The organism is Kineosporia sp. A_224 (assembly GCF_002198655.1).
Classification (GTDB): domain Bacteria; phylum Actinomycetota; class Actinomycetes; order Actinomycetales; family Kineosporiaceae; genus R-H-3.
Genome location: NZ_MWLN01000178.1, coordinates 53756 through 74174, shown reverse-complemented (window position 1 = coordinate 74174; position 20419 = coordinate 53756). Strand labels below are relative to the sequence as shown.

18 protein-coding genes are annotated in these 20419 nt (G+C 73.7%); 8 read left to right on the top strand and 10 right to left on the bottom strand.

Annotation, left to right across the window (positions count from 1 at the left end):
- Positions 1-99: 99 nt before the first annotated feature.
- From EDJALFJO_RS18145 to EDJALFJO_RS18135, 3 genes are all read right to left on the bottom strand, one after another.
- Positions 100-1149: an NADH:ubiquinone reductase (Na(+)-transporting) subunit F gene (locus EDJALFJO_RS18145; RefSeq protein ID WP_088287719.1), complete on the bottom strand. Its 1050-nt coding sequence runs from the start codon at positions 1147-1149 to the stop codon at positions 100-102.
- A gap of 104 nt (positions 1150-1253) precedes the next feature.
- Positions 1254-2903 (bottom strand): methane monooxygenase, encoded by a 1650-nt coding sequence (locus tag EDJALFJO_RS18140; protein WP_088287718.1) that lies wholly within the window; start codon positions 2901-2903, stop codon positions 1254-1256.
- Between the two features lie 252 nt (positions 2904-3155).
- Positions 3156-3401, bottom strand: a complete 246-nt coding sequence (locus tag EDJALFJO_RS18135) for a hypothetical protein (protein ID WP_088287717.1) — start codon at positions 3399-3401, stop codon at positions 3156-3158.
- A 350-nt stretch (positions 3402-3751) separates the two neighbouring features.
- Here EDJALFJO_RS18135 and EDJALFJO_RS18130 point away from each other — a divergent pair, with 350 nt between their 5' ends.
- Positions 3752-5554 carry a sigma-54-dependent Fis family transcriptional regulator gene (locus tag EDJALFJO_RS18130; RefSeq protein WP_198950418.1) on the top strand — a complete coding sequence of 601 codons (1803 nt, stop codon included), beginning with the start codon at positions 3752-3754 and terminating at the stop codon, positions 5552-5554.
- Positions 5555-5557: 3 nt separating this feature from the next.
- On the opposite strand, the gene EDJALFJO_RS18125 is transcribed toward EDJALFJO_RS18130, so the two are convergent.
- Genes EDJALFJO_RS18125 through EDJALFJO_RS18115 form a run of 3 tightly spaced genes read right to left on the bottom strand, consistent with a single transcriptional unit; the run spans position 5558 to position 9505 of the window.
- Entirely contained in the window at positions 5558-7045 is a 1488-nt protein-coding gene (locus EDJALFJO_RS18125; protein WP_198950417.1) for a DUF1116 domain-containing protein, read from the bottom strand.
- A complete protein-coding gene (locus tag EDJALFJO_RS18120; protein ID WP_198950416.1) occupies positions 7042-8655 on the bottom strand; it encodes a hypothetical protein in 1614 nt (537 codons plus the stop codon). Before EDJALFJO_RS18120 ends, EDJALFJO_RS18125 begins: the two co-directional genes overlap by 4 nt.
- A 43-nt stretch (positions 8656-8698) precedes the next feature.
- Complete coding sequence (locus EDJALFJO_RS18115) at positions 8699-9505, bottom strand: DUF2877 domain-containing protein (protein ID WP_088287715.1); 807 nt, start codon at positions 9503-9505, stop codon at positions 8699-8701.
- Between the two features lie 133 nt (positions 9506-9638).
- On the opposite strand from EDJALFJO_RS18115, the gene EDJALFJO_RS18110 reads away from it, so the two are divergent.
- Positions 9639-11336: a PucR family transcriptional regulator gene (locus EDJALFJO_RS18110; protein WP_198950415.1), complete on the top strand. Its 1698-nt coding sequence runs from the start codon at positions 9639-9641 to the stop codon at positions 11334-11336.
- Between the two features lie 25 nt (positions 11337-11361).
- Here the strand turns inward: EDJALFJO_RS18110 and EDJALFJO_RS18105 are convergent, their stop codons facing one another.
- Positions 11362-11760: a PIN domain-containing protein gene (locus tag EDJALFJO_RS18105; protein ID WP_088287713.1), complete on the bottom strand. Its 399-nt coding sequence runs from the start codon at positions 11758-11760 to the stop codon at positions 11362-11364.
- Positions 11757-12047 carry a toxin-antitoxin system antitoxin subunit gene (locus tag EDJALFJO_RS18100; protein ID WP_088287712.1) on the bottom strand — a complete coding sequence of 97 codons (291 nt, stop codon included), beginning with the start codon at positions 12045-12047 and terminating at the stop codon, positions 11757-11759. Before EDJALFJO_RS18100 ends, EDJALFJO_RS18105 begins: the two co-directional genes overlap by 4 nt.
- A 109-nt stretch (positions 12048-12156) precedes the next feature.
- On the opposite strand from EDJALFJO_RS18100, the gene EDJALFJO_RS18095 reads away from it, so the two are divergent.
- The 6 genes from EDJALFJO_RS18095 to EDJALFJO_RS18070 all read left to right on the top strand — a co-directional run bounded on the left by EDJALFJO_RS18095 (position 12157) and on the right by EDJALFJO_RS18070 (position 18794).
- The gene (locus tag EDJALFJO_RS18095; RefSeq protein ID WP_088287711.1) at positions 12157-12747 is read left to right on the top strand and encodes a YdeI family protein; all 591 of its coding nucleotides are present in this window, start codon (positions 12157-12159) and stop codon (positions 12745-12747) included.
- A gap of 166 nt (positions 12748-12913) precedes the next feature.
- Positions 12914-14332 carry a uracil-xanthine permease family protein gene (locus EDJALFJO_RS18090; protein ID WP_088287710.1) on the top strand — a complete coding sequence of 473 codons (1419 nt, stop codon included), beginning with the start codon at positions 12914-12916 and terminating at the stop codon, positions 14330-14332.
- Positions 14333-14410: 78 nt separating this feature from the next.
- Positions 14411-15319, top strand: a complete 909-nt coding sequence (locus tag EDJALFJO_RS18085) for a xanthine dehydrogenase family protein subunit M (protein WP_088287709.1) — start codon at positions 14411-14413, stop codon at positions 15317-15319.
- On the top strand, positions 15316-15822 hold the full coding sequence (locus EDJALFJO_RS18080; protein WP_088287708.1) for a (2Fe-2S)-binding protein: 507 nt from the start codon (positions 15316-15318) through the stop codon (positions 15820-15822). Before EDJALFJO_RS18085 ends, EDJALFJO_RS18080 begins: the two co-directional genes overlap by 4 nt.
- 296 nt (positions 15823-16118) lie before the next feature.
- The gene (gene cutA / locus EDJALFJO_RS18075; RefSeq protein WP_369812554.1) at positions 16119-18464 is read left to right on the top strand and encodes an aerobic carbon-monoxide dehydrogenase large subunit; all 2346 of its coding nucleotides are present in this window, start codon (positions 16119-16121) and stop codon (positions 18462-18464) included.
- A gap of 42 nt (positions 18465-18506) precedes the next feature.
- Complete coding sequence (locus tag EDJALFJO_RS18070) at positions 18507-18794, top strand: immunity protein Tsi6 family protein (protein WP_088287707.1); 288 nt, start codon at positions 18507-18509, stop codon at positions 18792-18794.
- A gap of 70 nt (positions 18795-18864) precedes the next feature.
- Here the strand turns inward: EDJALFJO_RS18070 and EDJALFJO_RS18065 are convergent, their stop codons facing one another.
- The gene (locus tag EDJALFJO_RS18065) at positions 18865-19137 is read right to left on the bottom strand and encodes an Ada metal-binding domain-containing protein (protein WP_088287706.1); all 273 of its coding nucleotides are present in this window, start codon (positions 19135-19137) and stop codon (positions 18865-18867) included.
- Entirely contained in the window at positions 19134-20345 is a 1212-nt protein-coding gene (locus tag EDJALFJO_RS18060) for an MFS transporter (RefSeq protein ID WP_088287705.1), read from the bottom strand. Before EDJALFJO_RS18060 ends, EDJALFJO_RS18065 begins: the two co-directional genes overlap by 4 nt.
- Positions 20346-20419 lie beyond the last annotated feature (74 nt).

Genomic DNA, 20419 nt, shown 5'->3' with positions numbered 1-20419 from the left:
GGGTCAGGCGGGTGTCTCCGCGGGTGCGGTGCGGTTCGGTTCGCGGGTGCGATCGGTTCGCGTGCGTGTCGCGGTGCGGTGCGTCGACGGATGACCGCGTCAGGACGACTCGGTCTCCCCCGTGGTCGTGAACTTGTCGTAGTAGATGCGCTTGTCCTCCACGCCGAGCGCCGCGAGCAGCGTCATCGCCGCCTCGACCATCGGCGGCGGCCCGCACACGTACGCGTGGGCCCCGGAGAGGTCTGCCTCGTAGCGCTTGACGATGTCGGTGACCATGCCGACCTCGCCGTCCCACGGCTGCGCCGCAACGGGTTCGGACAGCGCCGGGCGATACGTGAAGCCGGGCAGCCGGCGCTCCATCTCACGCAGCTCGGCCTCGAAGCAGAGGTCGGCCGCCGTCCGGGCGCCGTAGTAGAACGTCGCCTTGCGTTCGTCGCCGCGCTCGGCCATCGAGCGCAGCAGCGACAGGATCGGTGCCATCCCCGCCCCGCCGCCGACGAACACGAGGTCCGCCTTGTGGCCCTCGCGCAGGGTGAAGACCCCGAACGGGCCGGTGATGTCGAGCCGGTCGCCGGCCTTGAGCGTGGTGTCGAGGTGCTCGGAGAACAGCCCGCCCGGGTAGACCTTGATGACGAACTCGAGGAGACCGCCGTCCCGGGTGGACGTGTTCGCCATCGAGAACGAGCGGGTGGCGTCCGTCCCCGGGACAGCGACGTCGACGTACTGCCCGGGGAAGAACGTGAGGTCCGTCGGCTCGACGAGCCGCAGGACGAGCCGGCGAAGGTCGTGGGTGACCTTCTCGATCTCGACGACCTCGGTGACGGCCTCCTTGATGGGCAGGCCGGACCGGATCATCTCCTCGTCGTAGTTGAGGAGCTCGATGGTGAGGTCCTCGTAGGCGTGGGCCCGGCACAGGAGCGTGAAGCCCTCGTCCTTCTCGTAGTCCGGCAGCGCGAACGTCGAGTACTTCTCGAGCTCGATGTCCTCACCCTCGAGGACGAAGGACTTGCATGCCGCGCACTGGCCCTCCTTGCAGCCGTGCATGAGCATGATCCCCTGCTCGGAAGCGGCCCTCAGGATCGTCTGGTCCTCGGGGACCTCGACCTCGATGCCCACCGGCTCGAACCGCACGACATGTCTGTCCGTCATGGCTCCCTCGCCCGGTCCAGAAGTGTGGTGGCCGGACGTGGGCAGCGGCGGTCTCGTCCACCGCTGCGCACGTCCGGTCCCTCGGTCTGCCCTGCTCCTGCGGACTAGTCCTTGGGAGCGGGCCGGCCCGCCGGACCCTGCTTCACGTAGTCCGCGTGGAACGCCTGGCGCTCCGCCGGGGACATCTCGTTGAGCAGGACGTTCGGGCTCTGCAGCGGCGGGCACCGACGCAGGTGGTCGAGCGTCCACATCTTCTTCGGGTCGAGGTTGAGGTGCGGCTGGGCGACGAGCGTCTTGCCGTCGTCACGCACGTACCCCATGTCGGAGACGACGTCGGCCCAGTTCCAGCCGTGGTACAGCGTCTCCCACTCGCGCTTGCCGATGAGCTTGCCCATGTTCGGCGTCGAGCGGCCCTCGTACTCCGGGCGGAACGCGACGGCGTCGGTCCAGCGGCACGCCTCGTGGCAGTACGTGCGGACCTGGCCGTCGACCTCGTCCATGACCATGTCCTCGCGGACGAGGCACGGCACCATGCAGGTCCAGCAGCGGTGCGGGTACACGTAGTCGACGTCCTCGAAGACGATCGGGTGGTGCCCGTTCGGCGTCGAGAGCCGGTTGTAGTTCTCCCACCACTTGCCGTACTTGTTGTACCAGCCGGGGTACTTGCCCTCGAACCACTCGAAGTCCTTGTCCGTCATCGGGTCGATGCGCCAGTAGTTGGCGAGCCACCCGGTGGCGAAGAACTGGGCCACCTCGTGCACGTAGCCCTTGTTCCAGATCTGGTTCCAGGACTCCTCGATGAGGTCGTGCGGGATGACCAGGCCGTACTTCTCGAGCGGGACGAGGTACGAGCGGTAGTAGTCGTCGTAGATCCAGCGGCGCCACATCTCCGCGTAGCTCTCGCGGTCCGGCCGGCGGTCCTTCGTGCCGTACTCGATGAAGGTGCCGATCGCGGCGTCGACGACGCGGTGGTTGTTCCACCACGCGTAGCGCAGGTCGCGCTCGAGGAGCTGGTGGTTACCCTCGTCCGCGAGCGCCATGAGCAGCGTCGCGTACCCGTTGCTGATGTGCCGGGACTCGTCGGACTGCACCGAGTGGAAGACCGTCGGCAGCAGGTAGTCGCCGTTGGCCGCGGCCTCGGCGGGCATCGCGACGAAGAGGGTGTTCGTGAACGCCGTCTCCGCGACGATCGTCAGGTAGATGCTCGCCGCGGTGATCGCGTCACCGGTGATGAAGCCCTCGGCGAACTGGCGCCCGATCGACCCGCAGTAGTCGTTCTGGAAGTTGCGCAGGCTGTTGTTGAAGCCGGCCGGGTCGATGTAGTTGTTCATGTACAGGCGCTTGAGGTTCTGCTGGATCGTCGAGTGCCGGACCTCGTCGATCATCTGGATCGCCTGGCCGTTGTGCAGCTCGGGGTTCGGCACGTTGCGGAACAGCAGCGGCATCGCCCGGGCGGCCGAGATCTCCGGCAGCGGGATGATGCTCAGGAAGAGCTTCTGCCACTCGAGCCAGCGCTCCTGCACCTGCCGGAACATGTTGCCCCGGATGGCGCCGTCGGCCGCGCCGTAGACGCGGTGGTCCTTCTCCTCCTGCATCGGGAAGTAGGACCGCAGGACCTGCTTGAGCGGGTCCTTCTTCTGCGCCTTCCTGAACGTGTAGTCGGTGCCGTACTGGGCCACCGGCTCGTGGTACAGCGGTTCCCAGGAGAGCTCCTGGATCTTCTGGTGGGCCTTGGCCACACTCTGGCGACTCATCGCGACTCCTCGGCGGTTCGTGTGATCTGCCGGGCGGGCGCCCGGACCTGGATCGCCGTTCCTGGTGTCGGTACCGGGCCCCCTGTTCGAGGCTGGACCGGCCCGACGCACGCGGCCCCGGGAAGGGGCCTAAGTCCTATGGCCTGGATCACATCCCGGATCCGGCGGCTCGGGTATCTCACTCTGAGACACCCTGTGAGACAGGTCGTGAGACATCTCGTGAGACAGCCGGGGCCTCTCGCGGGCCGGCCGTCAGGCGCTGCCGAACGCGGCCTCGCGCAGCTCCGCGAGGCGCTGCTTCACGTTCTCCGAGACCTGCCGGTCGCCCTCCGGCGCCGGCTCGATCCCGAGCGCCCGGAGCAGGTCGGCCGCGGCCTGCCCGGGGTTCCCGGTCTCGCCGAGGACGGGGTGCAGCCCCTGGCCGGCGAGATGGTGGAAGACGATGTTGACGATCGTCCAGTGGTTGTACGTCTCCGGTTCGTCCGTGCGGTCGTCCATGCCGGTGCCTGCCTCTCCCGGCCCCGCTCCGCCGGTGTGGACGCGGCGTCCGGGCGGGGCCCTGCGACCCGGCCAGCACATCCCTGTGAGGAGGGACGAGCGGTCTCAATATGAGACAGAGCGACCTGAGGTGCGCCTTACCGTGATCCCCTACAGCACCTGGTCCCAGTCCACCTGACGACCCCTCCGGCACCCCGGGCGAGCGGCCCGGGCGCTGTCGGCCGCCGTGGCCCCACGGCTCCGATCCACGGTCACCGGCCGCACGCCAGGCGCGGCCGGATCACCCGGCCACCCCTCGCTGGACCACCACAGGGACGGGAGGCAGAGCCTTGTCGAAGACGCCAAGTGCCTTGTCGAAGACGCCCACGTCAGTCCGCCGAGCGACGTCGCCGGACGACCCGCGGCTCGCCGTCATGCGCGAGCGCTTCCTCACCTCGGAGACGGTCGACGCCGACTCCGTGCGGGACACGATCCTCGCGTCGTGGTGGCGCTCGCGCCGCTGGAACGTCGAGGCCGACAAGCTCCAGATCCAGGACCGGCACGACACCGACCTCGACGGGCCGCTGACGCGCAGCGCGCTGCCCGTCCTGCGGACCCTCGTCGGTCATCTCGAGGGCCAGCCGATCAGCGTGATCCTCACCGACGCCCAGGGCACGGTCCTCACCCGGCTGTCGGCCGACTCCCAGCTCGACCGGCATCTCGACTCGGTCATGCTCGCGCCCGGCTACAGCTACGCCGAGAAGTACGTCGGCACGAACGGCATCGGGACGGCGCTCGAGGGCGGCCGGCCGATGCACGTCTTCGGGCACGAGCACTACGCCGAGAACCTCGAGGACCTCGCCTGCGCCGCCGTCCCGATCCAGCACCCGATCAGCGGCAAGACGGTCGGCGCGGTCGACCTCACGTGCTGGCGCAAGGACGCCGGTCAGCTGCTCATCGCGCTCGCGAAGACGACGTCCGACCAGATCCGGCAGGCCCTGCTCATGGACGGCGGCGAGCGCGAGTACCAGCTGCTCCAGGCCTACCTGCGGGCCTGCCGGCGCAGCACCGGCATCGTCCTGGCCCTCAATGGCGACGTCGTCATGATGAACGACCACGCCCAGCTCGCCCTGGACCCGATGGACCAGTCCGTCATCGTGCAGCATCTCTCCGAGGCGCTCGCGACGGGTACGACGGCGACGGTCGCCGTCCAGCTCCCCTCCGGGGCCTCGGCGCGGATGCGCTGCCGGGCCGTCGGAACCCCCGGCCTCGGTGCCGGCGGGGTCGCGCGGGTGCGGCTGGACGACGTCCCCCGGGCGGTCCCGGTGCGCAACCGGCCGCCCGCCCGGCTCGTGCTGCCCGGGCTCGTCGGCAACGGCGCGCTCTGGGTACGGGCCGCCCAGCAGGTCGACTCCGCCCTCGTCGCCGGCGAGTGGCTCGTCGTCGAGGGCGAGCCGGGCACCGGCAAGGTCGCGGTGCTGCGCGCCGTCCACCACCGCCGGACGCCCGCCGAGCCGTTCCACGTGCTCGACGCGGACGACGCCGGCGACCCGGGGTGGGCGGCCGCCGTCCGGCGCGAGCTCGCCGCCACGTCCGGCTGCGTCGTCATCCGGCACGTCGACCAGCTCCACGGCCGCCGGCTCTCCGCGCTCGTCCAGTCCCTGTCCCAGGCCAAGGCGGCGGGGACGGCCCTGCGGGTGTGCCTGACGACGGGCGTCACGCAGCCCGCCGGCGAGCTCGTCCGGCTGCTCAACCACTTCCCGCGGACGGTCCGGGTGCCCCCGCTGCGCCACCACGTCGAGGACCTGCAGGTGCTCGTCCCGTTCCTGCTCTCGCGGCTGCAGGTCAACGCGGTCGTCTGCTCACCGGCCGCCATGCAGCTGCTGAGCCGGTCGAGCTGGCCCGGCAACGTCGCTGAGCTGGTCCAGGTGCTCCGCGAGGTGGTCCAGCAGCACCGTTCCGGCGTCATCGAGCCGGAGGACCTGCCGCCGCGGGTCCGCACCGTCTCGCGCCGGGTGCTCACGCCGATCGAGTCCCTCGAACGGGACGCGATCGTCTCCAGCCTCATCGACAACAACGGCAACAAGGTCGCCGCCGCGACGGCGCTCGGGATGTCCCGCGCGACGATCTACCGCAAGATCCACGAGTACGGGATCGTCGCCAAGGGCTCCTGACACTCACCCGAGCGGCGGCGCCCCCTCCGCGAGCGCTCGGAGAGCCTGTCCGAAGACCTCGGCCGGCGGGGTGACGAGCCCGGCGCCGACCTGGCCGACGCCTGCGACCCGGCCGGCCATGCCGGTGTTGATCTGCGGCAGGATCCCGGTGCGGACGACGCGGGTCACGTCGATCCCCGTCGCGGCGCCCTGGAACTCGAGCACGGGGATGCCGAACGCCGGGTTCTCGGCGCAGGTGATCTCGTGCATCCGCTGGGTCGTCGCGAGCGCGAACGGCACGTCGCCGCCGACGAAGCGGACGATCGCCGGGGCGGCGGCCATCGCGAACCCGCCGATGCCGGCGGTCTCGGTGATCGCGGAGTCGCCGATGTCCGGGTTGGCGTCGGCCGGGCCGTAGTCGCCGAGGTAGAGCCCCTCCGGGGTGTTCGCCGGCCCGGTGAACCAGCGGTCGCCGGTGCCCGAGACCTGGATCCCGAAGTCGGTGCCGTTGCGGGCCATCGTCACGACGACCGTCGACCCCGGGACGTCACGGGCGGCGTCGGTGGCGAGCTTGCACGCGGGCATGACGAGGTTGAGGAAGAAGTGGTCGTTGCCGCCGACGAACGCCGCGGCGCGCGCGACGTCCGCCTGGGTCAGCCCGGCGGCCGCACCGGTGGCGTTGCCCGGGGCGTCGATCATCGCCGGCAGCAGCTCGCGCAGGAGCATGAGCGTGCCGGCCCGGTTGCGGTTGTGGCCCTCGTCGCCCATCTGGAGCATCTGGGCGACGATCACCTTGACGTCGACCGGGCCGCTCGTGTCGCGCACGGTGCGGACGGCGTGCTGGAGCAGCGGCCCGAGGACGGCGGACATCCACTGCAGCCGCTCGATCACCTCGGGCCCGTAGGCGCCGTAGCGCAGCACCTTGCCGAGGCCCTCGTTGAGCGAGCACCAGGCGCGGCCGCCGGTGTCGGGGTTCTCCAGCTCGAAGACCCACATGGACGGCGAGACGACGCCGGCCATCGGGCCGACCGTGCTGCGGTGGTGGCACGGGTCGAGGACGATCGGCCGCCCCGAGCCGACCGGTCCGGCACCGGCCGCGAGCAGCCTCCCGGCCGCGTCGGGGTCGGGGGCGAGCCCCTCGAAGACCATCGCGCCCTGGAGGGCGCCGCGCATCGGGCCGCTCGCACGCTCCCACTCCAGCGGCGGGCCGGCGTGCAGGAACGTCCCGGGCTCCAGGCCGAGCGCCTCGCCGGCCGGCCGGACGTCGACGAGCCGGGCGCCGGCGGCGAGCATCCGGGCCACGGCCGTCGCGTTCGCGGCAGCCCGGCGCGGGTCGGCCATGACCCGGGCGAGGTCGGCCGCGACGTCGGCCGCCGTGCCGGGGTGACCGGCGGTCTGCGGCGGCCGCCAGTCCACGGCCGTCGTCCGGACCGCCTGGTCCTGCAGGGTCTGCGTGAACAGCGAGACCCCGGCCGTCGCGACGGTGGGCTCGCCCGCGAGCAGGTCGGTCACCGGGACACCTCCCAGGGCAGGGCGCCGCGGACGTCGTCGGCGAGCAGCTCGACCGCCTTCCGGGTCGCGGCGGCGTTGGACAGGTGCACCGAGGCGCCCGCGGCGACGAGCGCCGCGGCCTGCCGCTCGAGCCCTTGCGGGTCGCCCTCGGTGCCGCAGAGCGAGACGACGACGGCGGCCTCGGCGCCGCGGGCCGCGGACCGGCGGCGCAGCTCGGCGACCGCGGGCGCGAGCTCGGCCGCCGGGTCCGGGTGGGCGCCGTGCCCGAGGACGACGTCGAGCAGGACGACGGCCGCGCCGTCGGCGGGCGCGTCGACGTCCGCCTGCCGCAGCAGCCACTCCGCGCGCAGCGAGCCGTCGATCATCGGGTGCGGCCGGCCCCGGGTGAGGTCGTCGTCCCCGAAGTCGACGAACACGTGCGGGGTGCCCGCGACCGGCGCGAGGTCCCGGCCCAGCCGCGGTGCGGCGGTGCCGTCCGGCCCGGTGAGCGGGATGTTCGAGGCGACCGGGCCGAGCACGGCCGACGCGACGAGCATCGCCTCGTCGCAGAGCGTGCCGCCGGCGAAGGCACCGCGCAGCGCGGTGTACCGGCCGGTGCGCTCCGCGGGCGCGGGCCACCGGCGCGGCTCCTGCCAGGGGGCCGCCTCGTCGGCCCCTGCGGCGGCGGCGAGCGCCTCGACGACCTGCCGGACGGCCTGCGTGAGGTCCGGCCGGCCGGGCCCGAGGGTCGCGAGGACGACGGGCCGGCCGAGCGTCGCGGCGAGCGCCACGACGTCCGTCTCCACCTGCGGCGCAGGCGGTTTCGAGACGATCACGACGAGCCCGACCGCGGGGTCGGCGGCGAGCAGCGCGAGCGCCGCCTTCGTCGAGCGGCCCCCGACGGCCGCCGAGAGGTCCCGGCCGCCGACGCCGAGGCAGTGCCGGACGCCGACCCCGGCGGCGTCGAGCAGGCTCATGACCTGCTGCGCCCCGGTCCCCGAGGCCGCGACGAGACCGACCGGCCCGGGCCGGACGACGTTCGCGAACCCGAGCCCCACGCCGGAGACGACGGCGGTACCGCAGTCCGGGCCCATGAGGAGCAGCCCGCGGTCGGCGGCCGCGTCCTTGAGCCGGACCTCGTGCGCGAGCGGCACGTTGTCGCTGAAGACCATCACGTGGGCGCCGGCGTCGAGGGCGTCCATCGCCTCGGTGAACGCGTGCTCCCCCGGCACCGACACCAGGGCGAGCGTGGCCCCGGACGCCGTCACCGCGCGGCCGAGCGTCGCCGGCGGGACGACGACCCCGCCGACGCCCGCACCGGCGCCGCCGACCGGCCCGCCGCGGGCGGCCAGCGCCTCGTCGACGAGCCCGGTCGCGGTGTCGAGCGCGGCGTCGTCCGCGGCCCGGAGCGCGACGAGCAGGTCCGCCGGTGCGAGGCCGTCGGGGAGCGTGAACCCCATGCCCGCCAGGACGTCGAGGTTGAGGTCGGTCGCCATCGCGACCTGCGCCGCGAGCACGCCGGGCGCACCGGCGACCGCCCGGCTGACCTGCATGAGCGTCACCGAGTCGTGGTAGGCGCCGCGGCGCACCTCGACCCGCTCCACCGCGTGCTGGTCCGTGCCCTGTGCCACCGGCTGCTCCTCGTCGTCGGTCCGCCTCACGCAGAGCCTGCCGTCATGCCGCCACCGGGCCCGGCACCGCCGCGCGCAGCCCGAGCACGAGCCCGTGGCCGAGCGCCGTCCCGGAGGTGTGCCCGACGTCGACGAGCGCGTCGACCGCGGCGCGCAGCCGGCCCTCGTCGCCCGGGCGGCCGAGCGTGCGGAGCAGGTCGACGACCTGCGGCACGGCCCGGCCCTCGACGGCCTCGGCGAGGAGCGCGGCGGAGACAGGGGTCGTCCGGTGCAGCTCGGCGCGGACGACGTCCGCGAGCGCCTGCCGCGCCGGACAGGGCGGCCGGGCGGCCGCGAGCGCGCACAGCGCGCCGGCGAGGACGTCGTCCCCGGCCGGGGTCAGGCCCGGCCCGCGACCGACGAGGGTCCGCACCGCCGCGGCGAGGCCGGCGTGCGGCCCCGCGCCGAGCGCCGCGAGCGCGGCGCCCAGGGCGGGCAGCCGGGTCGCGACCTCCTCGGGCGCGGCGGGCAGCAGCCTGGCCAGCCCGGTGGCGACCCGGGACGCGACGACGTGAAGGGCCGGCACGGCGGGGTCCCACCAGCGCAGCGGCCGCACGGTGACCCCGGCGACCGACAGGCCGCCGCCACCGACGAGGGCCTCGTCGCCGACCGCGGCACCGGCGAGGTGCGGCGGGACGCGGGCGTCGAGGACCATCCCGAACGGCACCCGGACGGCGTCGGGCGCGAGGAGCGCCACGACGGGCTGCTCGCCGACCGCGAGGTAGAGCGCCCGCGGGGTCGTCGCGACGACCCGCAGCGCGCGGACGGGCCCGAGCAGGAGCGTGCGCAGAGTCGTGCTCGCAGCGGCCATGCCGACCCCCTCGCGTCGTGCTCGGCGGGTGCGTGCTCGCGCACGTGACCCTCCGCGAACGTAACCGGGGCGCTACCGTCCCCGTATGGCTAGACCTGCCAAGAGTGAGCCGACCCCCGCCCAGGACTTGCCAGTGCCGGCCTCCCCGGTGCCGGGCGAGGCCGGGGTGGCGCGCCGGCTGCCGCGGGCGCTGCGTGTGCGCGAGGTGCTCGAGCTCCAGGTGCTCCGCGGCTCGACCGTGCTCGCCGGGGCGACCGGTCTCGACCGCGCGGTCGAGCGGGTCAACGTCATGGAGGTGCCCGACATCCTGCCGTGGGTCAAGCCCCACGAGCTGCTCCTCACGACCGGGTACCCGCTGCGCGACGACCCGGGGGCGCTGGTCCGCCTCGTCGGCGACCTCGACGAGCGCGGCCTCGCCGCCCTCGGCGTCAAGCTCGGCCGGTACCTCGACGTCCTGCCGCCGCAGGTCATCGAGGAGGCGGACCGGCGTGGCTTCCCCGTCATCGCCGTCCCGGAGACCGTCGCCTGGGACGACGTCCTCGAGCACGTCCTCACCGACCTGCTCGACCGGCAGGCCACCGCGCTGGCCCGGTCCGAGGAGGTGCACCGGGCGCTCGTCCAGGTCGTCCTCGACGGCGGCGGGCTCCCCGAGCTCGCGTCCGGGCTCGTCGGGCTGCTCGGCGGAGCGGTCGTCATCACGACGCCGGACGGCCGGGTGCTCGCGGACGGCGGCGACGTCGACGCTGTGTCGGCGGCGTACGGCGGCCGGTGCTTCGAGGGGAGCGGCCGGCTGCGCACCGAGGCGGAGATGACCGGCCTCACGAGCCACGACGGGCTCGCCGGCAACCACGTCGTCGTCCGGGTCGTCGCCGGCCGGGTCGACCACGGCCGGATCGTCGCCTTCTCCCCGGAGGGCACGCTGACGACGGACGACGTCCACACCGTCGAGCGGGCCGCGACCGTCGCGGCGCTCGCCGTGACCAAGCAGCTCGCCGTCCGGGCGGTCGAGAGCAAGTACCAGGGCGACTTCCTGCGCGACCTGCTCACCGGGCAGGTCGAGCCCGAGCTCGCCGTGACCCACGCCGCGAGCCTCGGCTGGGACGTCGACCGGCCCGTGGTCGTCGTCGTCGCCGAGCTCGACCCGACGGACGACGACCGGCCGGCGACCGGGCTCGTCGGCCGGCCCGCCCTCGAGCGCTTCGCCGCGGCCTGGCAGTCCGTCGTCCGCCCGCGCGACCCGCACGCCCCCGTCGTCGGCTTCCACCGCGAGGTCGTCGCGGTGCTCGGCGCGCCCCCTCACGGGTCGACCGGCCAGACCGGGCCGGGTATCGACCGGCTCGTGCGCGACCTCGTCCGCGACGTGACCGGGGACGGCGGCGGCGGCCGGCGCTCCTTCGGCACGGGCGTGAGCCGGGTCGCCGCGACGCCGGCGCAGATCCCGGCGGCCTACGAGCAGGCCCGCACCGCGGTGCGGGTCGGGCGGCGGATGAACGGACCGGGCAGCGTCGCGCACTTCGACGGTCTGGGGGTCTTCCGGCTGCTGTCGCTCGTCGAGGACCCGGCCGAGCTGCGGTCGTTCGCGGCCGAGACCCTCGGCGACCTCGCGAAGGTCGACGACGAGGAGGCGCGGGACCTGCGGCGCACCCTCGAGGTGCTCCTCGAGACGAACCTCAACGTCGCCGAGACCGCCCGGGTCATGCACTTCCACTACAACACGCTGCGGTACCGGATCGCGAAGCTCGAACGGATGCTCGGGCCGTTCACCCGGGACGCGCACCTGAGGCTGTCCCTGCACCTCGCGCTGCAGGTGCTGCGGATGCGCGGGGCCTGACCGACCGCGCGCCGGGGCGCCGGCGTCAGACGGCCACGAGCACCAGCCCCGGGTCGAGGCGGCGCAGGTCGCCGGGGTCGCTCGTGAGGACGGCCTGCCCCGCACGGCGGGCACAGACGACGACGTGGGCGTCGACGACGTCTGAGGTACCCGACTCCCTGAGCAACCGCCCAACCGCCACCGCGTCCCGACGGTCGAGCGGGCGCACCTCGGTCGTCACCCGACGGAGCAGGAGGGCGAGCCGTGCCTGCCGTTCGGGCGAGCGCACCGCCTGGGCCAGCGCGGTCGCAGGGATCACGACCGGCTCACCGGTCCGCGCCACGCGCAGGATCAGCTGACGCACCGCCCCGTTGCCCTTGTCGAGGGCGATGAGCGCACCGGCATCGAGCGTGACACCCAGCCCCGCCGGGGGCTGCCCGCTCATCGCTGCCGCCCTTCGGGATAGGGGTACGGGCCGGGGTCGCGCGGAGGGCCGTCACGCCCGAGCACCGCGTCGGCCCAGGCGATCTCGGCCTCGGTCACCGGCCCGCCCGCGGCGAGCAGGTCCGCCTCCAGCGTCGACTCGAGCAGCTCGGCGGCGTCCAGCGCCTCCTGGACGGCCTCCTGCACGAAGCCGGAGACGCTCTCGACATGCCCGGCGGCGAGACTCGCCTTGATGGCCGCGACCTGGTCGACGGTCAGCGTCACGGTGACCTTCTCGGTCTTCGCCATACTCAACACCATACTGCTCATGGCAGAACGGTAGACGATCACCCGGAGAGCGCCACGAGGTTATCCACAGGGCTGCGAGTCGTCGGTGGCCGCTCGTACGCTGGCGACCATGAGCGTCCCGGCGTCCGCGTCCGACCACCCGGCGACGTGGAAGTTCGACTTCCCGGTCTACCACCCGGGCGACCTCGCGGCCTGGCGCGCGTGGCTCGCGGAGCACCACGCGACGGCCCGCGGCTGCTGGGTGGCGTCCTGGCGCAAGGGCAGCGGGCTCGACCCGGTGCCGTACGCCGACCTCGTCGAGGAGGCGCTCTGCTGGGGGTGGATCGACTCGACCGTCAACACCCTCGACGAGGCCCGCGGGCTGCAGATGATGACGCCGCGCAAGGCCCGGAGCACCTGGACGAGGCTCAACCGGCGCCGGGTCGAGGCGCTCGAGGAGCAGGGCCGGATGACCGACGCCGGGCGGCGCGCCGTCGAGGTCGCGCAGGCGAACGGGTGGTGGACGATCCTCGAGCCGGTCGAGGACCTCGTCGTCCCCGACGACCTGGCCACGGCGCTCGACACCGACCCGGCCCTGCGCGCCGCATGGGAGCGGACCGCCCCGTCGGTGCGCAAGCAGGCCCTGCTCTCGCTCGTCACGGCGGCGGGTGCGGACACCCGGGCCCGGCGGATCGCGGCCGTCTGCCGCGGACTGCTCTGAGACCACCTGGGACGACGGCTCCCTCCTGCACAAATGTGCACGAGAGGCGTTGGCGAACTATGCCAATGCTCTGCGTGACCGGGAGCCCTACGTTGCGCTGAACACCTCGCTGCCGGACCGCACCTGGCGGGGGTGCAGGACGGCGCTGCCCCCCAGGAGGCTCGTCATGGCATTCGGTTGGACGCTGCACGGGGACGGCAAGTCCCTGGCACCCGGAGAAGTGGTCAGGCCCGACGAGCGCCTCAGCTGGGGCCGCACCGTCGGGCTCGGAGCGCAGCACGTCGTCGCGATGTTCGGTGCGACGTTCGTCTTCCCGCTCATCATGGGGCTCAACCCCCAGCTCGCGATCCTCATGAGCGGCATCGCGACGATCTGCTTCCTGCTCATCGTCGGCGGCAAGGTCCCCAGCTACCTCGGCACGAGCGCCTCGTTCGTCGGCGGCGTCGCGGCGATCCGCGCCCAGGGCGGCGACTCGGCGGACGTCACCGGCGCGATCCTCGTCGCGGGCGTCGTGCTGGCGCTCGTCGGTGTCGTCATCCACTACATGGGCTCGGCGATCGTCTACAAGGTGCTGCCGCCCGCGGTCACCGGCGCGGTCGTCATGCTCATCGGCTTCAACCTCGCGCCGGTCGTCGCGAACATCTACTGGCCGCAGGACCAGTGGGTCGCCTTCCTCACGATGCTCTTCGTCATCGTCGTCAGCCTCGCCTCGCGCGGCTTCGTCGGGCGGATCGCGATCTTCCTCGGTCTGATCTTCGGCTACGCCGTCTCCTGGGTGAACGACACGATCTTCGGTCAGATCACGTCGTTCGACGCGGGCGCGGGGAAGGTCACCACGCACGACCGGGTGAATTTCAGCGGCATCGAGGATGCCCCCTGGTTCGGCCCGGTCCACAAGACCGTGATCGCGGACGGCAAGGAGGTCGTCGGCTTCCACTTCCCGTCGATCTCGCTCACGTTCGTGCTCCTCGTGCTGCCCGCGGTCATCGCACTGATCGCCGAGAACGCCGGTCACGTCAAGGCGGTCGCCGAGATGACCGGCGCTGACCTCGACCCGGTCATGGGCCGGGCCATCGCTGCGGACGGCGTGGGGACCGTCATCGCCTCGGCCGTCGGCGGCTCCCCGACGACGACGTACGCCGAGAACATCGGCGTCATGGCAGCCACCCGGGTGTACTCCACGGCGGCCTACTACGTCGCCGCGATCGTGGCGATCATCTTCGGCTTCATGCCCAAGTTCGGTGCCCTCGTCTCGTCGACGCCGGGCGGCGTCCTCGGCGGGATCACCGTCGTGCTCTACGGCATGATCGGCCTGCTCGGCGCGAAGATCTGGAAGGAGAACGGGGTCGACTTCGGCAACCCGGTCAACCTCGTTCCGCTCGCGGCGGGCATCGTCATCGCCATCGGTGGGACCTCTCTCCAGATCACCGACACCTTCAGCCTCTCCGGCATCGCGCTCGGCACGATCGTCGCCGTCGCGGGCTGGCACCTGGCGAAGGCCCTGGCGCCGGCGCACTTGCGAGAAGGAGCCGTCGGCGGTACGAGCGTCGTCGTCGACGCGCCGGGGGCCTACAAGGAACCCTGACGCACTCCAGAGCACGTCCGTCGCGGGGCCGGAGCCACTCCGGCCCCGCGACGCCGTTCCGACAGGCAGGATGCTCGTGTGAAGCCGTCCCCGTTCACCTACCACCGGCCCGAGAACCTCGAGCAGGCCCTCGCGCTGCTCGCGGACGTCGGGTCCGAGGGCAAGGTGCTCGCCGGCGGGCAGAGCCTGCTGCCGATCCTCTCGATGCGCCTCGCGGCGCCCGCCCACCTCGTCGACGTCAACCGGCTCACCGACCTCGCGTACGTGCGCAGCGGGCCGGACGGCGTCCACGTCGGCGCGCTCGCGCGGCACCGCACCGTCGAGCGGGACGCCGAGGCGCACGCCGCGCTGCCGCTGCTCCGGCAGGCCCTCGAGCACGTCGCGCACCCGACGATCCGCAACCGGGGCACGAGCGTCGGGTCGCTGGCCCACGCCGACCCGAGCGGCGAGCTCACCGCCGTCCTCGCCCTGACCGGCGGCCGCGTCGACCTGGCCTGCGCGGCGGGACGGCGCAGCGTCGCCGCGATGGACTTCTTCCTCGGCCCGCTGGAGTCCGCCGTCCGTCCCGGGGAGCTCGCCGTCGAGGCCTGGTTCCCCGCGTTCCCGGCCGGCACCGGGACGGCGTTCGTCGAGGCGGCGCGCCGGCACGGCGACTACGCGATGGCCGGCCTCGCCGCCGCCGTGACCGTCGTCGACGGCCGGGTCACCAGCGCCCGCGCCGCGTACATCTCGATGTCGCCGGTCCCCGTGGTCGTCGAGCTCACCCACGACGCACCGACCGACGCGGCCGACGCGGCCGTCCCCGCCGCCTGGGCCGGCGCCGCGGAGGCCGCGGTCGACCGGCTCGAGCCCGAGGCCGACCTGCACGCCTCCGCGCACTACCGCGCCCACCTGGCCCGCACCCTCACCGGGCGTGCGATGGCCCGAGCCGTCGCCGGCGCGGTATCGCCCGACGTCCGCCCCCGTGCCGAGGAGGCGCCCGCATGAGCGAGCAGCAGCTCGACATCACGTTGTCCGTCAACGGGTCCGCGCACGCCGTCCGGGTGCCGTCCCGGCGGCTGCTGTCCGACTGCCTGCGCCACGATCTCGGCCTCGTCGGCACGCACGTGGGCTGCGAGCACGGTGTGTGCGGGGCCTGCACGGTGCTCCTCGACGGCGCACCGGTGCGGGCCTGCCTCATCCTCGCCGTGAGCGCCGAGGGTCACGACGTGACGACGGTCGAGGGGCTCGCCCCGGACGGCACGGAGCTCGGACCGGTGCAGGAGGCCTTCCGGGAGTGCCACGCGCTGCAGTGCGGTTTCTGCACCCCGGGATTCCTCACGACGGTGACCGCGTTCCTCGAGGAGAACCCGGCCCCCACCCACGACGAGGCGCGCGACGCCATCGCGGGCAACCTGTGTCGCTGCACCGGGTACCAGAACATCACCAAGGCCGTGCTGCGGGCCGCCGAGCTCAGGGCCGCCCGGGCCGGCGAGGGGGCGACGGCGTGAGCGAGACCCCTGCCGGCAGCCCCGCCGACAAGACCCCTGCCGACAAGAGCCCTGCGAGGAAGGCGCCGACGCGAAAGGCCGCGGCCCGGAAAGCTCCCGCGACGCCGGCGGCGGCCCCACGGCGGCGCACGAAGCCGGTGCCGCCGGCCCTCGCGTCCCCGTTCGCCCCCGTACTGCCGGGTCTCGCGACCGCCGGACCCGTTGCACCGCAACCGGTCCCGCGCCCGGCGACGGGCAGCGTCACCGGCGGCTCCTCCCTCGTCGGCAGCAGCGTCGTCCGGCGCGAGGACGCCCGGCTGCTCACCGGCGGCGGCCGCTTCCTCGACGACCTCGGCCGGGACGCGCTCGCGGCGGCGTTCGTGCGCAGCACCGTGGCGCACGGCCGCGTCACCGACGTCGACGTGTCCGACGCCCTCGACGTCGACGGTCTCGTCGCGATCTACACCTACGAGGACCTCGCGGCCGCCGACGCCGAGCAGGGCACCCGGGTCGCCGAGGCCCTGCCGCTGCTCATCCCGCACCCGGCACTCACCCACGGCCGCACCGGTTTCGCGCTCGCACGCGACGAGGTGAAGTACATGGGCGAGCCGGTCGTCATGGTCGTCGCGACGGACCGGTACGTCGCCGAGGACGTCGCCGGCCGGATCCGGGTCAGCTACGAGACGCTGCCCGCGGTCGTCGGCATCGAGCAGGCCCGCGACGGTGCGGCGCTCGTCCACGCCGACGTGCCGGGCAACGTCGCGGCGCACCTCGTCCAGGAGGTGGGCGACGCGCGGGCCGCGCTGGCGGCGGCCCCCCACGTCCTCGACCTGGACCTCGACGTCGAGCGCAGCGCCTGCACCCCGCTCGAGGGCAAAGGCGTGCTCGCCCGCTGGCACGCCGACGAGGGCCGGCTCCAGCTGTGGTCGTCGACGCAGACCTCGACAGGGGTCCGGGCCGCCGTCGCCGCGAAGCTGGGCCTGCCGCTCGTCAAGGTCGACTGCATCACCCCGGACGTCGGGGGCGGCTTCGGGGTGAAGATCGTGCACCCGTGGCCCGAGGAGGTCCTCGTGCCGTGGGCCGCGCGGCTGCTCGGCGCCGCGGTGAAGTGGACCGAGGACCGGCGCGAGCACTTCGTGTCGAGCGCGCACGAACGCCGCCAGCTGCAACGGGTCCGGGTCGGCTTCGACGACGACGGCCGGCTGCTCGGCCTCGACGTGACGCTCTGGCACGACAACGGCGCGTACACGCCGTACGGGATCATCGTGCCGATCATCACGGCCACGCAGCTGCTCGGGCCGTACAAGCCGGGCGCCTACCGGGTCGAGTTCACGTCGCTCTACACGAACACCGTCATCGTGACGCCCTACCGCGGAGCCGGTCGGCCGCAAGGGGTCTACGCGATGGAGCGGGCGATGGACGCGATCGCGAAGTACCTCGGCAAGGACCGCGCCGAGGTCCGCGCGACGAACTTCATCCGGCCCGACGAGTTCCCCTACGACCAGGGGCTCACCTTCCAGGACGGCCGGCCGCTCATCTACGACTCCGGCGACTACCCGCAGATGCTCGAGAAGCTCAAGGCCCTCGTCGGCTGGGACGACTTCCCGGCACTGCGCCAGCAGGCCACGGCGCAGGGGCGCCGGGTCGGCATCGGGATCGCCTGCTACGTCGAGGGCACCGGGGTCGGCCCGTACGAGGGCGCGCACGTGCAGGTCGAGACGTCGGGCCGGGTCAACGTCGCGATCGGGCTGACGACGCAGGGCCAGGGCCACGAGACGGCGTTCGCGCAGATCGCGGCCGACGTCCTCGGCGTCCGGATCGAGGACGTCCACGTGACGTCCGGCGACACCCGCCGCTTCGGCTACGCCGTCGGCACCTTCGCCTCCCGGGCCGCCGTCATGAGCGGCAACGCCGTCGGCCTGGCCGCCGGCAAGGTCCGCGAGAAGGCGTTGCGGATCGCGGCCGACGCGCTCGAGGTCTCGGCGAGCGACCTCGAGATCGTCGACGGCGACATCCGGGTCAAGGGTGCGCCGACGACGCACATCCCGCTGAAGACCGTCGCCGTGCTCTCGAACCCGCTGCGCTACGCGTTCGACGCGAGCGCCGCCGCGGCCACCCAGTTCGCCGGCGGCGGCTCACCGGACGCCCCGCCGGTGGCGGAGGACGACGAACCGGGGCTGGAGGGCACCGACTACTACTCGCCGGTCCGGTCGACGTTCGCCTCCGGCATGCACGCCGCCGTCGTCGAGACCGATCCGGAGACCGCCGAGATCCGGGTGCTGCGGTACTGCGTCGTCCACGACTGCGGCACTCTGGTCAACCCGATGATCGTCGAGGGCCAGGTGCACGGCGGCGTCGCGCAGGGCGTCGGCGGTGCGCTGTACGAGCGGATCGCCTACGACGAGAACGGGCAGATCCTCAACGCGTCCTTCATGGACTTCCTCATGCCGTACTCGACGGAGGTCCCGACGATCGAGACCGACCACCTCGAGACGCCGTCCCCGCTCAACCCGTTGGGCATCAAGGGCGCCGGCGAGGCGGGCGTCATCCCCGGGATGGCCGTCTTCGCGTCCGCGATCGAGGACGCCGAAGGCCTGACGGTGCGACGGATGCCGATCTCGCCGTCCGAGCTGTACGACCTGCGGACGGCGGGCGGCGGCTGACCGCGACCCACGACGCACACCGAGGGCACCGAGGACCTATCTATGTCGCAGATCCAGCGATCGCAGGTAGCCGCCCTCGTCGACCGTGCCCGGGCCATGACCGACGAACGCATCGCGGCTGCGCCACCGGGGTCGGTCCGGAACGTCTTCACCTCGATCCGGAGCCAGCTCGAGTACATGCGCGACACGCTCGCCTCGGGGGCGAGCCCTGCCGTCGACGACATCAACCGCCTCACGCTCGGGGTGATCGCGGTGCGCGAGTTCGAGGCGTCGGACCTCGCCTACTGCGATGCCGTCTGCGACGCGGTCTTCACGTTCAAGCAGCTGTGAGCACGATGCTGCCGCCCGACGGACGCCGGCACGGGCGGTCAGGCTCGGTCACGGCGCGGTCATGGCCCGGTCATGGCAGGGACGGGAGCGAGGCCTTCCAGGCTCTGTATTGCACGGGGAGGCAGTTCGCGCAGGGGCGGTACCCGGCGGCGCGGGCGGCCGGCTCGTCGAGGAAGAAGACCCGCTGCGTCACGTAGTGGCCCTTGGCGATCCAGCGCAGCGCACCCGGGCAGTCGAGCCGGCCGTAGATCCGGTTCCTGCGGTGGCCGCCGAGGGTCCCGGGGACGTCGCTGTCGTACGGGCGCCCGTCGGCGCCGACGAGCCGGTAGGTCCGCCCGGTCACGGCGAGGGCGCCGCCGGCTCGGCGACCGGGGCGCGGTCTGGCAGGCGCAGGGCGACGAGGACTCCGGGGACCGCGGCGACCGCGAGCGCCGCGAGGGCCAGGTGCGGGGTGCCCATGAGCGCCTGGACGACGAGCACGAGGACGGCGCCGCCGAGGTTGCCCGCGAGCAGCAGGAACGCGGTCGCGGTGGCGGCCCGGCCGGGGCCGGCCTCGAGCTCGGACCAGTCGAGCGCGACCGGCAGCCCCGCCAGCAGGAAGAAGCCGAGGACGGCGAGCGCGCCGGTCACGAGCCAGAGCGCGTGGACGACCGACAGCAGCCCGAAGACGGTGACGGTGAGGCCCGTCGTCGCGACGAGCACGAGCCGCCGGCGGTCGCGGCGGGCAGCGAGGCCGGGCAGCACGGCGGCCCCGGCGATCCCGGTGACGGTCATGAGCGCGATGAGCCCGCCGCCGACCCCGGGGTGGCCGAAGGCGTCGAGGATCGGGTCGAGCCACGTGGCGACGGCGTTGAAGACCCCGACCCCGACGAAGAGCAGCGCGGCGAGCCGCCACATGAGCGGGTCGTGCCGCAGCCAGCGCAGGGACGTCGGCCCGGTCGCGTCGGCCTCGAACGCCGCGGGCAGCCGCAGCGCGACGAGCACGGCGAGCGCGCCGGCCGTCGCGACCGCGGCGTGGACGGCGAGGAGCAGCCGCAGCCCGCCGGCGTCGAGGAGCAGTCCGCCCGTCGTCGCCGCGACGAGGATGCCGACGAACTGCCCCGCGCTCGCGACGGAGATCGCCGTCGCCCGCTCCGCCGGGGGGAACCACCGGGCCGCGACCTTGGTCGTCGCGTTGAGCACGAGCGGCTGCCCGACGGCGATCGCGACCTGGCCCGCGAGGACCCACCCGTACGAGCCCGGCCCGGCCGCCCGGACGAGCGCGCCGCCCGCCGTGAGCAGCGCACCGAGCGTGAGCGCCGGACCGAACCGGCGGTCCATCCAGCGCCCCGCCGGGATCGCGAGGAGCACGTAGACGACCGGCTCGAGGCCGGCGAGGTCACCGACCGCCCCCTCCGAGACCCCGAGCGCCCGGGCGGCCTCCCCGGTCACGGGAGCCAGCGAGATCCACAGCAGCTGGGTCGAGGCGACGAGCAGGCCGAACGCCGCGAGCAGGGCCCAGCGGGCGGTCCGCAGGGGAGCCAGGGCCGGACCGCCGGTGCGCAGGCTCATCTCGTCCCGTCCGTCGCGTCGGGCCGCCGGGCCGGCGGCGTCCTGCCGGCACCCACCGGCGCTCCATCATCACG

What these genes read in the sequence shown, in the direction of transcription:
- EDJALFJO_RS18145 (WP_088287719.1), bottom strand. Translation starts at nt 1,149, where the DNA reads ATGACGGACAGACATGTCGTGCGGTTCGAGCCGGTGGGCATCGAGGTC.
- EDJALFJO_RS18140 (WP_088287718.1), bottom strand. Translation starts at nt 2,903, where the DNA reads ATGAGTCGCCAGAGTGTGGCCAAGGCCCACCAGAAGATCCAGGAGCTC.
- EDJALFJO_RS18135 (WP_088287717.1), bottom strand. Translation starts at nt 3,401, where the DNA reads ATGGACGACCGCACGGACGAACCGGAGACGTACAACCACTGGACGATC.
- EDJALFJO_RS18115 (WP_088287715.1), bottom strand. Translation starts at nt 9,505, where the DNA reads ATGGCCGCTGCGAGCACGACTCTGCGCACGCTCCTGCTCGGGCCCGTC.
- EDJALFJO_RS18105 (WP_088287713.1), bottom strand. Translation starts at nt 11,760, where the DNA reads ATGAGCGGGCAGCCCCCGGCGGGGCTGGGTGTCACGCTCGATGCCGGT.
- EDJALFJO_RS18100 (WP_088287712.1), bottom strand. Translation starts at nt 12,047, where the DNA reads ATGGCGAAGACCGAGAAGGTCACCGTGACGCTGACCGTCGACCAGGTC.
- EDJALFJO_RS18095 (WP_088287711.1), top strand. Translation starts at nt 12,157, where the DNA reads ATGAGCGTCCCGGCGTCCGCGTCCGACCACCCGGCGACGTGGAAGTTC.
- EDJALFJO_RS18090 (WP_088287710.1), top strand. Translation starts at nt 12,914, where the DNA reads ATGGCATTCGGTTGGACGCTGCACGGGGACGGCAAGTCCCTGGCACCC.
- EDJALFJO_RS18080 (WP_088287708.1), top strand. Translation starts at nt 15,316, where the DNA reads ATGAGCGAGCAGCAGCTCGACATCACGTTGTCCGTCAACGGGTCCGCG.
- EDJALFJO_RS18070 (WP_088287707.1), top strand. Translation starts at nt 18,507, where the DNA reads ATGTCGCAGATCCAGCGATCGCAGGTAGCCGCCCTCGTCGACCGTGCC.
- EDJALFJO_RS18060 (WP_088287705.1), bottom strand. Translation starts at nt 20,345, where the DNA reads ATGAGCCTGCGCACCGGCGGTCCGGCCCTGGCTCCCCTGCGGACCGCC.